The sequence below is a fragment of the Sphingomonas cavernae genome (genome assembly GCF_003590775.1).
GTDB classification, from domain to species: domain Bacteria; phylum Pseudomonadota; class Alphaproteobacteria; order Sphingomonadales; family Sphingomonadaceae; genus Sphingobium_A; species Sphingobium_A cavernae.
Genome location: NZ_QYUM01000004.1, coordinates 552518 through 565061 on the forward strand (window position 1 = coordinate 552518; position 12544 = coordinate 565061).

The window sequence follows — 12544 nt, forward strand, 5'->3', positions numbered from 1 at the left end:
TTGCGTCCGGCCTGTGGTGCCGCCCTCATCCTGGGAACCGCGCTTCCCGCTTCCGCCCAACAGGCCGATATATTGGAGGACTTCCGTAGCGAATACCTCCAGTTCCGGAGAGAGGGCGCGGTGGCCGTGCGCGACCGGCCCCAGCCGCTCTATGACCCCGTCCCCTACCGGATCGACGGGATCGAGGTGATGCCGAGGGTGAGCGCGGACGCCACCTATGACAGCAACATCTTTGCCACGTCCGATGCAATCGACGACCTGATGCTTCGCGTCCGTCCGCGGATGACCGCCTCGGCGCTGCTCGGCAGCCTCGATGTCACGAGCGCGGTCGAACTCGACCGCCGGGAATATCTCTCGCACGGCAACCAGAGCACCACCGACGTCGCATTCGGCCTTGCGGGGCGCTACACTATCAGCCGCGACACGCAGATCTATGCGGGCACGCGCAACGGCAGGCGTACCGAGGACCGCGCCGATCCCGACTCCCCGCTCAACCTGCGCGCGCCCGTCCAGTACGATTATGTCACGGGCTATCTGGGTGCGGCGCACAGCTTCAACCGCCTGCGCATCGCGGGGCGCATCGGGGTCGAAGACCGCGACTATCAGGACGGGCGCGACGGGCTCGGCAATCTCGTCGATCAGGACTTTCGCAGCCGCACATTGCTGACGAGCGACATTGCCGCCGAATACGCCTTCAGCCCCGACACCTCGGCGTTTGTCAACGTCACGTTCAACGAGCGGAACTACCCGGCACAGTCACTGCTCGAACCATCGCGCGATTCAAACGGCTACCGGATCACCACGGGCGCAAATTTCGAACTGACCAAGGTCATGCGCGGGCAGGTCGGCCTGGGCTATTTCCGGCAGGATTTCGAAAGTCCCGCCTATGACACCGTGAAAGGGCTGGCCGCGCGCGCGAAGCTGGAATATTTCATGACGCCGCTGCTCACCTGGACGCTTAACGCCAATCGCGGTGTCGAGGAAGCATCGACCATCGGCACAGGCGCCTATGTCGCGACATCGGCGTCGCTCCAGGCCGATTACGAAGTGTTCCGCAACCTCATCCTCAGCGCGGGTGCGAACTATGAGCATGACGATTTCCAGGACATTGACCGCCGCTACGACATCTGGGGCGCCATGTTGGCGGCCGATTACAAGCTCGGCCCGCGCTATGCCTTGCGCATGCAGTACGACTTTCGCGATCAGGACGCCGCCGGCACCTTTCCCGGCCGCGAGTTTGCGCGTCATCGCCTGATGGCCGGCGTCACCATGCAGGGAATGTGAAATGACCCAGTTTACCCGACGTGCGATCCTGGCCGCAGCGGTTGCGGCGCCGGTTACCGCATTCGCTCAACCCGGAAATACCGGCCCGCCGGGCCAGCGCGTCCGCTCGGGACAGAGGATCCGCGGGGCCCGCTTTGTCGATCTGGGCAATGGCGCGGTCATCGTCGACAAGCCGGTCAATGGGCTGATCGTTGAGGATGTGAAAGCCGCGCGGCTCTATCGCTTCCTTGAGAACACCGCTGCAAAGGGTGCGCCGCCCGCGCCACTGACGCGCTTCGTGCTCCGGCGCATCACCGCGCGTGACCTCCAGCGCGGCATGACGCGCATCCGCCACACATCGCATGACGGCCTGATCGAAGACGTTGTCGCCTATGGCGGTTCAAACGGCGCCAATTATTGCGTCGGCTTCGCGCTTGACGACGAGGCGCACGATATCATCTATCGCCGTGTCCAGGCGCACGGCTTCGCCGAAAGCGCGCGCCCGCGCGACAAATACTGGAACGGCGACGGCTTCACCGACGAGCGCGGCAACCGCGCGATCCGCTATCTCGATTGCGTCGCGAGCGGTTGCAGCGACGGCGGCTTCGACCTGAAATCGAGCGACGCAATGCTGATCGGCTGCACGGCGCACGACAACAAGCGCAACTTTCGCCTGTGGGGCAATGGCCGGCTGGAGCGCTGCCGGAGCGAGAATCCGAGGTGGCGCGGAGGCGTTGGCGGCCCCGCGCATTTCTCGTTCCACGGGCCCGAGGCGCGCTACGTGATCGACCGCCCCGTGGTCCGTGCCGATCCTGCGAACAAGGCGCCCGTCTTTCTGTTCGATACCAAGGCGCCTGCGATCATCGAAATCCACAACGCCGACATCGACGCCCCCGGAGCACCGTTGATGGTCGCGGGCGGAAAGCAGATTCCCAGGATCAAATGGGTGCCCGAGCGGTCCGCACAAAAGATCCGGACCGCGAAATAGCCAGCTTACGGCACCGGCATCACGCGCGGATGGAAGCCTGATTGGCGATTTCATAGAGCAGCTCGGCATAGGCTTTGCTGGCCTCCGCCATGCCCATGACCTTGGGATTTGTGCTCTTGATCAGGAAATATTCGTCGGGGCCATGCGCGCCGCTGCCGTGACCCATGCCCCATTGCGCGGCGGGCAGGTTGAGCGGCGGTCCAGAGAACATCACACCGGGCCAGGAGCCCGCGCTGCGGGGAATGATCGTGTAGGCAACCCCCAGCCGCTCCATCACCGCCTTTTCGGCGCGGACGAGCGCGCTGTCCTCCTTGGTGCTGGTCGGGCCGTAGCCGCCGGTCACCTTGACCTCGAGATCATCGAATCCGTGTTTTTTCAGATGGGCGTTGAACTTGGTGATCGCCTCTTCCCTGGTCATCGCGGGCGTCAGGCGGAACTCCATCTTCGCTACCGCCCGATGCGGCAGGATCGTCTTGCCCCCAGGACCAGTATAGCCTGCGACGAGCCCCTGAATGTTGATCGTGGGTTGCGAGGCAAGACGTTCGAGCGCCCGTTGCCAGGGCTCGTCGTTGATCCAGCGGCTCACGCCGAGCTGCTTCTTCACCTCCGCCTCGCTGGTGCGCTTTGCGGTTTCGGCGATCAGCGCCTTTTCGCGCGGGGAGAGCGGCTGGACATTGTCGTACCAGCCCTCGACCGCGATCGTATGGCCATCGGGCTTCATCAGCGTATCGAGCGCCTGCACCAGCCGCCATGCGGGGCTGTCCACGCGCGCAAAGTTGCTCGAATGGATGTCCTTGGTCGGGCCCCGCCCCCAGCGTTCGCCGCTCGAGATCAGCTCGAGCTCCACTGCCCCCTTCGCGCCCAGCGTGATCGTGCTGTTGCCGTCCGGCGACTGGCTGGCGGAAGGGATGAACACGCCGACGCAACGCTGCAGCGCCGGCAGCACCTCGGGATGACTGATCGCTTTCGAGAAATTAGGCGAGGCGATTTCCTCCTCGCCCTCGGCGATCAGGGCGATGTTGACGGGCAGTTTCTTGCCGCTGTCCTTGAAGGCACGGACGGCGGCGAGGAACGCCATTTCGGGCCCCTTCTGGTTTACCGCGCCGCGGCCGACCATCACCTGCCCGAGGCCGGGCCGGTCGACGAGCCGCGCCTCTAGCGGAGGCGAGGATCATTCGGCGGGATCGAACTGCTTGACGTCGTACATGAAATAGACGCCCACCCAATGTTTCGCGCCGGCATCGAGCGTCGCGAAAACCGAGGGAACGCCGCCGGTCGGGATGGCTTTCGCCGTCTGGAAGCCGGTATCGCGGGCGAGCGCGATCATGTGCGCGACGCCTTCGTCGATGTTGCGCTGTTCAGCGGCGATCGAAGGGAGCTTGATCCAGTCGGCGAGCCGCTGCACCGATGCCGGCTGATCGGCATCAATCGCCTTGAGCACCGCCGCACGATCGGCATCGGCGGAGGCTGCCTGTGCCAGCCCGGGCGTGAGCAGTGCGACCGCCGCGCCCCCCGCTTTCATCATCGTGCGCCGATCGATCGATTCGGTCGTGTTCCGCCCCTGATCCGCCATCGCCCTTCCTCCCTTTGTCGTTCGCCTGCAGCCTATTATGCTGACAGGCTAACGGGATAGGCGGGAACTGAACAGGGGGGTGCTTAGGCCATCCGCGTCAGGCGGCCACACGCGTCTCTATGATCGAAGCGGCGAATTCGCGCACTGTGGCCGCAAGTTCAGGGCGGGCGAGCGCCATCGCCATTGTAGCCTCGACATAACCCGCCTTGTCACCACAGTCGTAGCGCCGTCCCTGGAAGGTATATCCGTGGAAAGGCTGGTCGCGCATGACCTTCTCCATCGCATCGGTGAGCTGGATCTCTCCGCCCGAACCGCGCTGATGGTCGGCGAGCGCCTCCATCACCGCGGGCTGGAGAATATAGCGCCCCACGATTGCGAGATTGGACGGCGCATCCGCGGGCGCGGGCTTCTCGACCATGGCCGTGACCTCGGCCAGCGCGCCGGTGCGGTTGCCCGGCGTCAATATGCCATAGCTTCCCGTCCGCGCGGGATCGACTTCCTCGGCGCAGATGATGTTCCCGCCAACGCGCGCATGGGCGGCCACCATCTGGGCGAGGCAACCGGGTTTGCCGACCATGAAATCGTCGGGCAGGATCACCGCAAAAGGCTCGTCGCCGATGATGTGCCGGGCACACCACACCGCATGCCCCAATCCCAAGGGCTCCTGCTGACGGACATAGGTGATCGCGCCCGGCGCCAGCCGCGTGCCTTCCACCAGATCCATTGCCTTGCCGCGCGAACGCATCGTCGTTTCGAGCTCGAACGCCATGTCGAAATGATCCTCAAGCGCACTCTTTCCGCGCCCCGTTACGAAGATCATCTGCTCGATACCGGCCTCCAGCGCTTCTTCGACCGCATATTGGATCAGCGGTTTGTCGACGACCGGCAGCATCTCCTTCGGAGTTGCCTTGGTGGCGGGCAGGAAGCGAGTGCCGAGGCCAGCGACGGGAAAGACGGCCTTGCGGATTTGCGCCATGAGATACTCCGTTACACAACAATGCTGCGGCGCAACATCACGTGGCGTCATGACAAGTCAACGCATGGAAAGGATTTAGGAATTCGGATGAACCGTGATTTGGCTCGCTTCACGGTGGACGCTGCATCAGCCGCGTCGGATTGCAGTGGAAGGCTCAAATTTATCGTTCGTGTCTGTTCGGCCATACACCATGATCGCATGCGAATTACTGATTGACGGGCTTGTGCGGGCCGTCATTTCTGCGAAGGATTGAAGCGGACGCCAGCCGGGAAAGGGGGTCGCGCACAAGCGCGGCGACCGGTGGGCGACCGCAATCTGTTGGGGGAACAGACAGGGTGACTTTTTCGACACAAGGGAAGACCGCGCCCGCGGCAAGGTCGGGCGATGTAAGGTTGGGGCTGCTCGCGGATCATCTGGCCTATCATCTGCGCCGCGCGCAGGACGCGTCATTCCAGGCATTTGCGAGCCTCGTCGATCGCGCCGATCTCAGCCCCGGCCATTTCACGATTCTGACGATCATCGGTGAAAATCCCGGACTGAATCAGACCGCGCTCAGCCAGGCAACCGGCCGCGACAAATCCACGCTTACGCCCGCGCTCAAGACACTGGAGCAGCAAGGAGCGATCACGCGCACCCGTTCAGAGATCGATCGGCGTGCCTTTCTTCTCAAGCTGACTCCCGCGGGCGAAGACTATCTGGCGCAGCTTACCGTCCACGCGCATCAGCACGGCCGCTGGCTTGACGAAGTGGTGGGCGAATTCAACAAGCCACTGCTCATCCATCTGCTCGAACAGATTGCAGAGAAGCTTCCAACAGCATCCTGATGGAAGACGCATCCGGTTTCGCAAGCGCCTCGAGCACTTCGCCCTAAATCCGTCCACCGAGTACCCCGGCGAAGGCCGGGGTCCAGTCACGGCAGCGCTCGGCGTTTGGAACTCCTTGACCCCGGCCTTCGCCGGGGTACTCCGGGCACCCGATTTTGCGCGCGATGCACTGAAGAAACCTCTGAACTGCCATCGTCGTTGATTTGTTCGTTCGAACGAACTAATATCACATCATGCGCAAGCGACTCGAAAAACCGCCGATCGACGATCGGCTGCTCGACACCGCGATCGACCAGTTCGGACGCTATGGTTTCGAAGCCGCCAGCACGCGGGCGATCGCCGCTGCGGCAGAGACTGCGATGTCGTCGATCACCTATCACTATGGCGGCAAGGAAGGGCTTTATCTCGCGGCCGCGCACCATATTGCACGACAGGTCAGCGAAGGGACCGAGGCATCACGCGCCGCAGCCGAAGCGTTTCTCCACGCCAACCCCGGCATTGACGGTGCGGTCGAGGCGATTGCGCGCATCCTGGACGGTTTCGCGGAACTGATGACCAGCGACCGCAGCACCCCCTGGGCGCGCTTCATCGTACGAGAGCAGATGAACCCCGGCCCCGCCTTCGACATCCTCTATTCGGAGTTGATGAAGCAGCGCGCAGATCTTGTCACCAGTCTCCTCCAACGCATTGGGGGTGGCCGCTTCGATGAAGCGGAGGCGCGCGTGAAGGCGCTTGCGCTGTTTGGCCAGGTTCTCGTCTTTCGCGTCGCGCGCGCCACGGTGCTGCGCGTGACGGGCTGGACCGACGTTACGTCCGTCGAAGCCGCCGAGATTCGCCACACCGTGCGCGCGCACACCATCGCCATTCTCGAAAATATCCGCGGAGACCGAGCATGAACCGCCGTCGTCTGATCCCGATCGTCATCGTTGCGGCGCTCATAATTGTGGCGATTTTGACAAAGGGCTTCGGCCTGTTCGACCGGGACAGCGGTGAACTGACGCTGGGTGGCAATGTTGACATCCGGTCGGTCGATCTCGCCTTCCGCGTTCCCGGACGCATTGCGGAGATGCCCGTCGAAGAGGGCAGCAAGGTCGCGGCAGGCACGGTCCTCGCCCGCCTCGACGCCCGCCCGCTGACCGACGCACTCAATGCCGCCGAGGCGCAGATCGGCGTCGCCAGCGCCGAACTCGACAAGCGCGTCACGGGCAACCGCCCGCAGGACATTGCGCAGGCAGCCGCGCAGGTCGCGGCGGCAAAGGCCGCGCTTGCCAAAGCCAGCGAGGACTATCAGCGGCGCTCCGACCTCGTGAAGACGGGCGCGGTCAGCCAGGCGCTCCATGACGCCAGCCGCGCCGAATATCTCTCGGCGCAGGCGCAGCTCCGCGCTGCCGAACAGGCGCTCTCGCTCCAGCGCGCGGGCGCGCGCCGCGAGGATATCGACGCCGCACGCGCACAGCGCGCCTCAGCGGTAGCGCAGCGCGACAAGGCGAAGACCGACCTTGCCGACGCCACGATCACCGCGCCCTCGACGGGCACGATCCTGACCCGCGCACGCGAACCCGGCGCCATCGTCCAGCCGGGCGAGGCTGTGTTCACGCTCACGATCGACCGCCCGATGCGCGTCCGCGCCTATGTTCCAGAGCCCGATCTCGGCCGCATCTCGCCGGGCATGAAGGTGCTTGTCACCAGCGACGGCAACCCCAGGACCTATCAGGGCACGATCGGCTATATCTCCCCCACCGCTGAATTCACGCCCAAATCGGTTCAGACCGAGGATCTGCGCACCGATCTCGTCTACCGGTTGCGCATCATCGTCACCAATCCCGACGATGCGCTCCGTCAGGGGCAGCCCGTGACGGTCAAGATCCCCGACGCCCGGCCAGCAAAGAGCTGAACCATGGAGACGGTCGCCAGCGCGCGCGGCGTCGTCAAGCGCTTCGCCCCCGAAGCGCCGCCGGCGCTCGATGATGTCGACATCGACATCGTCGCGGGGAAGATGACGGGGCTGGTCGGCCCCGATGGCGCGGGCAAGACCACGCTTATCCGCCTGCTCTGCGGCCTGCTTGATCCCGACGCGGGCGAAGTGACCGCGCTCGATCACCCCGCGACGGCCACCGACCGTTCGATGATCGGCTATATGCCCCAGCGCTTTGGCCTCTACGAAGACCTCAGCGTCATCGAGAACCTGACGCTCTACGCCGATCTGCGCGGCCTGCCCGCCGACGAGCGCGACGAGAATTTCCGCCGGCTGCTCGATTTCACCGATCTCGAGCGCTTCCGCTCCCGGCTTGCGGGCAAACTCTCGGGCGGGATGAAGCAGAAGCTCGGCCTTGCCTGTGCGCTGATCCGCGCGCCGCGGCTGCTATTGCTCGACGAGCCCGGCGTCGGCGTCGACCCCGTCTCCCGCCGCGAGCTCTGGGCGATGGTCAAGGAACTGACCGGAGAGGGCATGGGCGTGCTCTGGTCGACCGCCTATCTCGACGAAGCCGAGAAATGCGACACCGTCTTCCTGCTCAATGAAGGCAAGCTGCTCTATCAGGGCCCGCCCGACGATCTCACGGGCAAGGTCGAAGGTCGTACCTTCCGCATGTTCACGGGCGCCGAGGGGCGCCGCGAACTGCTCGAACGCGCGCTCGATCGCGACGACGTCACCGACGGGACGATCCAGGGCGCCTCGCTCCGCCTCGTCATGAAGCCCGGCGCAAAGCCGCCCTCGCCTACCGCGCTCGGCGCGCCCGCGGGCTCGCATGTCGACCGCGCGCCGCCGCGCTTCGAGGACAGTTTTGTCGACATTCTTGGCGGCGGCCCGCCGGGCACGAGCGCACTCGCCGCGCATTACCGCACCATTCCCGAAACTGACGAGCCCGCGATCGTCGCCGAGGGGCTTACCAGGCGCTTCGGCGACTTCACCGCCGCGCACGACATCACCTTCACGATCCCGCGCGGCCAGATATTTGGACTGTTGGGCCCCAATGGCGCGGGCAAGTCGACCACCTTCAAGATGCTCTGCGGGTTGCTCACCCCCAGTTCGGGTAACGGACACGTAGCGGGCTATGATCTCAGAACCGCGCGCGCCGATGCGCGTCAGCAGCTTGGCTGTATGGCGCAGAAATTCTCGCTCTATGGCGATCTCAGTGTCCGCCAGAATCTCGATTTTTTCTCGGGCGTCTATGGCCTGACGGGCACGGAGCAGGCCGAGGCGATCGAGCGCGTCACCGAAATCTTTCACCTGCGCGACTATCTTGGCACCAACAGCGGCGCGATGCCGCTGGGTTTCAAGCAGCGCCTCGCGCTTGCCTGCGCGGTGATGCACGAGCCCCCGGTGCTCTTCCTCGACGAACCCACCTCTGGCGTCGACCCGATCGTCCGCCGCGAATTCTGGACGCACATCAACGGCCTCGTCGAACGCGGCGTCACCGTGCTCGTCACCACGCACTTCATGGACGAAGCCGAATATTGCGACCGCATTGCGCTTATCTACCGCGCCGAGGAGATCGCGATCGGCACCCCCGATGAGCTCAAGGCGCGCGTCGCCACCGAGGCGGGTCTTGAGGACCCGACGATGGAGGACGCCTTCATCGCGCTGATCGAGCAGTCGGACCGCTTGCGCGAGGAGGCGGCGTGATGCTGACGCTCCACCTCCCTTCTCCCTTGATGGGAGAAGGATACGCAGCCTTACGAGCGGAGCGAGTTAGGCGGAGTTGGATGAGGGTGATGCCCGACATGGCATTCAATGCCAAACATCACCCTCATCCCGCTTCGACTAGGCGGCGTGGACGAATTGGTTGACGTGGACGGTGTGGGTTGATTCAAGGCTGCCTTTTGGAGGCAGGTTTGAGCCGGGGCGATCTGAGCGAAGCAGAATGGCGCGTTCTGAAGGGTCTGCTGCCGATCGAGCCAGAGAACCGAGGGCGCGGCCGCAGGCCTGAGCAGAATCTCTCGATAGTCAACGGCATACTCTGGCGGCTGCGCTGTGGGACTGCTTGGCGCGATGTCCCGCCAAAATACGGCAATTGGAACACGATCTACCGGCGGTTCCGTCGTTGGAGCGAGGCCGGGGTCTGGGAGGCCGTGTCGGTGACGCTTGCCGAGATCATGGCCGACACCGGACACTACAGCATCGACAGCACCACCCTTCGCGCCCATGTCTCGGCAGCGGGCGGAAAAGGGGGACTTGTCGACGCGCTCTTGGCCGCTCGCGGGGCGGGTTCACCAGTAAGCTTCACTGTCTGGCTGATGCCCGAGGACGCCCCGTCGCCTTCCACCTGACTGGTGGTGAAGCCGCCGACTGCACGGCCTATGACACGCTGATCCGCCTGCCGGACCGCGCTCCGGCGGCTCTGCTGGCCGACAAAGGCTACGACACCAACGCCATTCGCGCCGATCTCGCGAGCCGCAGCATACAGGCTGTCATCCCGGCGCGCTCCAATCGCCGAGAAAGGATCGAGCACGATCGGCAGCTCTACAGGCAGCGAAACGGCATTGAGCGAATGTTCGGCAAGCTGAAAATCAATCGTGCCGTCGCCACCCGCTACGATCAAACGCCCTCAAGTTTCCTCGGCATGGTCCATCTCGCTGCCATCCGGCTTTGGATCAAATTCGTCCACGCCGCCTAGGCGGCAAAGCCGCCAAGTCTCCACATCCTTCCCCCATCAAGGGGGAAGGAGGAAAGCAGCATGAGCACTGCCTTCAACCCCCGCCGCTTCCGCGCGATGCTCGTCAAGGAATCGCTCCAGATCCTGCGCGATCCTTCGACCTTTCTCATCGCCTTCGTGCTGCCGCTGCTGCTGCTCTTCCTCTTCGGCTACGGCGTTTCGCTCGACACGACACGGACGCGCGTCGGCCTCGCGCTCCAGGATTCGAGCGCCCCCGCACTCAGCCTCGCCGCCGCCTATCGCAACTCGCGCTGGTTCGAGGTGAAGGAGGCGCGCGACGTCCACACGCTGAAGGACGATCTCGTCGCCGGTCGTGTGCGCGGCATCATCGTTATCCCGCCCGATTTCGGCGAAAAGGTCGCGCGCACCCGCGGCAATGCCGCGATCCAGGTCGTCACCGACGGCGCGCTGCCCAACACCGCGGGTTTCGTCGCCGCCTATGCCGAGGGCGTGCGCGCCAACTGGGCGATCGCACAGGCGGCCGAGCGCGGCACGCGCCCACCAGTGCAGCCGATCCGCATCGAGGGGCGCTTCTGGTTCAATCCCGAACTCGCCAGCCGCTATTTTCTCGTCCCCGGAGCGATCGCGATCGTGATGACGATGATCGGCACGCTGCTCACCGCGCTCGTTGTCGCGCGCGAATGGGAACGCGGCACGATGGAGGCGATCATGGCGACGCCCATCGGCATGGGCGAGTTCCTGGCGACCAAGGTCATCCCCTATTTCCTGCTCGGTCTCGGCTCGATGACGCTGTGCACGCTGCTCGCGATCTTCGTCTTCGGCGTGCCCTTTCGCGGCTCGCCGCTCGCGCTGCTGGTCATCGCATCGGCCTTTCTGGTGCCCGCATTGGGTCAGGGGTTGCTCATCTCGGCCGCCACCAAAAACCAGTTCGTGGCAAGCCAAGTCGCGCTCATCACGGGCTTCCTGCCCTCGATGCTGCTCTCGGGCTTCCTGTTCGAGATTTCCTCGATGCCCACATGGATCCAGTATCTGACCTATGCGGTGCCCGCGCGCTACCTGATCCCGCCGCTCCAGACGGTGTTCGTCGCGGGCGATATCTGGAGCCTCTTCCTTCCCAATATCGCGGCGATGCTGGGCTTCGGCCTCCTGTTCTTCACGCTCGCGGTGCGCGCCACGCGCCGGAGGATCGCATGAGCCCCAAATTCGCCCGCATCCGCGCGATCATCATCAAGGAGCTGCTCGCGGTGCTGCGCGATCCGCACGCGCGCATCGTGCTCGTCGTGCCGCCGCTGCTCCAGCTCATCCTGTTCAGCTTCGCGACGACGCTCGAGGTCAAGAATATCGACATCGCCATCTATGATCGCGACAGCGGGGTCTGGAGCCAGGAGTTCACCCAGCGGCTTGCCGGCAGCCCCAATGTCCGCCGCATCGTGGCCGTGCGTTCGCCGCAGGAGTTCGCTCGCGCGATCGACACGCGCAAGGTTATAGCCGCGATCGCCTTCGACGAAAATTTCAGCCGCGACGTCACCGCCGGCCGCCCCGCAACCATACAGGCGGTGTTCGACGGGAGGCGCTCCAACGCCGCACAGATCGTCTCGGGCTATCTCGACCGCATCGCCGCCGATACCGGCGCCAGCGTCCGCCCCGCCGCCACTACGGTGGGCCAATCGGTCGTCACCCACTGGTTCAACCCCAATCTCGACTATCTCTGGTTTACCATGCCCGCGCTGATCGTGATCATCGGCGCGGTCTCGGCGCTTGCGGTGACCGCACAGTCGGTCGCGCGCGAACGCGAGCTCGGGACGTTCGACCAGCTCATGGTCTCGCCCTTGCGCGTCCACGAGATCCTGATCGGCAAGATGGTCGCGCCGCTGCTCGTCGGGCTGTTCAACGGCACCGTCTATATGGCGGTCATTCCCACGATCTTCGGCGTGCCGCTCACCGGATCGATCCTGCTTTTCTACCTCGCGCTGATCTTCTACCTGCTCGCACTGATCGGGCTCGGCATGCTGATCTCGTCAATGTCTCAAACGCAGCAACAGGCCTTTCTCGGCATGTTCCTCGTGAGCGTCCCCGCGATCCTGCTTTCCGGTTATGCCAGCCCCGTCGACAACATGCCCGGATGGCTCCAGACGATCTCGCTCGCCAATCCGCCGCGCCACTTCCTCGTCGTCACCGAAGGCGTGTTCCTGAAGGCGATGCCCGCGGCCGATGTGCTCAACAACATCTGGCCGCTGATGCTGATCGCCGCGGTGACGCTCACCGCCTCATCCATCCTTTTCCGTTCGCGCATGGAGTGACCCC

The 12544-nt window shown here is 64.5% G+C and carries 12 protein-coding genes and 1 pseudogene; 10 read left to right on the plus strand and 3 right to left on the minus strand.

Features of this window, described 5'->3' with window-relative positions; all coding sequences use genetic code 11:
* Positions 1-120: 120 nt before the first annotated feature.
* Positions 121-1284, plus strand: a complete 1164-nt coding sequence (locus D3876_RS17985) for an outer membrane beta-barrel protein (protein WP_182912062.1) — start codon at positions 121-123, stop codon at positions 1282-1284.
* Position 1285: 1 nt separating this feature from the next.
* On the plus strand, positions 1286-2251 hold the full coding sequence (locus D3876_RS17990; RefSeq protein WP_119764850.1) for a hypothetical protein: 966 nt from the start codon (positions 1286-1288) through the stop codon (positions 2249-2251).
* Between the two features lie 19 nt (positions 2252-2270).
* Here the strand turns inward: D3876_RS17990 and D3876_RS17995 are convergent, their stop codons facing one another.
* From D3876_RS17995 to galU, 3 genes are all read right to left on the minus strand, one after another.
* Positions 2271-3368: a M20/M25/M40 family metallo-hydrolase gene (locus D3876_RS17995; protein ID WP_338014343.1), complete on the minus strand. Its 1098-nt coding sequence runs from the start codon at positions 3366-3368 to the stop codon at positions 2271-2273.
* Between the two features lie 54 nt (positions 3369-3422).
* Positions 3423-3824 carry a hypothetical protein gene (locus D3876_RS21145; RefSeq protein WP_338014344.1) on the minus strand — a complete coding sequence of 134 codons (402 nt, stop codon included), beginning with the start codon at positions 3822-3824 and terminating at the stop codon, positions 3423-3425.
* Between the two features lie 97 nt (positions 3825-3921).
* The gene (gene galU, locus D3876_RS18000) at positions 3922-4800 is read right to left on the minus strand and encodes a UTP--glucose-1-phosphate uridylyltransferase GalU (protein ID WP_119764852.1); all 879 of its coding nucleotides are present in this window, start codon (positions 4798-4800) and stop codon (positions 3922-3924) included.
* Between the two features lie 335 nt (positions 4801-5135).
* Here galU and D3876_RS18005 point away from each other — a divergent pair, with 335 nt between their 5' ends.
* The 8 genes and pseudogenes from D3876_RS18005 to D3876_RS18035 all read left to right on the plus strand — a co-directional run bounded on the left by D3876_RS18005 (position 5136) and on the right by D3876_RS18035 (position 12540).
* Positions 5136-5624, plus strand: a complete 489-nt coding sequence (locus D3876_RS18005) for a MarR family winged helix-turn-helix transcriptional regulator (RefSeq protein WP_182912063.1) — start codon at positions 5136-5138, stop codon at positions 5622-5624.
* Between the two features lie 233 nt (positions 5625-5857).
* Positions 5858-6520 (plus strand): CerR family C-terminal domain-containing protein, encoded by a 663-nt coding sequence (locus D3876_RS18010; RefSeq protein ID WP_119764856.1) that lies wholly within the window; start codon positions 5858-5860, stop codon positions 6518-6520.
* Positions 6517-7518 (plus strand): secretion protein HlyD, encoded by a 1002-nt coding sequence (hlyD, locus tag D3876_RS18015; protein ID WP_119764858.1) that lies wholly within the window; start codon positions 6517-6519, stop codon positions 7516-7518. Before D3876_RS18010 ends, hlyD begins: the two co-directional genes overlap by 4 nt.
* Positions 7519-7521: 3 nt before the next feature.
* A complete protein-coding gene (locus tag D3876_RS18020) occupies positions 7522-9249 on the plus strand; it encodes an ATP-binding cassette domain-containing protein (protein ID WP_119764860.1) in 1728 nt (575 codons plus the stop codon).
* A gap of 209 nt (positions 9250-9458) precedes the next feature.
* Positions 9459-9638: pseudogene (locus D3876_RS20955) on the plus strand (transposase); the annotation flags it as partial.
* A 29-nt stretch (positions 9639-9667) separates the two neighbouring features.
* A complete protein-coding gene (locus tag D3876_RS18025; RefSeq protein ID WP_238475177.1) occupies positions 9668-10240 on the plus strand; it encodes an IS5 family transposase in 573 nt (190 codons plus the stop codon).
* A gap of 60 nt (positions 10241-10300) precedes the next feature.
* On the plus strand, positions 10301-11434 hold the full coding sequence (locus tag D3876_RS18030; protein WP_119764862.1) for an ABC transporter permease: 1134 nt from the start codon (positions 10301-10303) through the stop codon (positions 11432-11434).
* On the plus strand, positions 11431-12540 hold the full coding sequence (locus tag D3876_RS18035) for an ABC transporter permease (protein ID WP_119764864.1): 1110 nt from the start codon (positions 11431-11433) through the stop codon (positions 12538-12540). The genes D3876_RS18030 and D3876_RS18035 overlap by 4 nt, the downstream gene beginning before the upstream one ends.
* Positions 12541-12544: the final 4 nt, after the last annotated feature.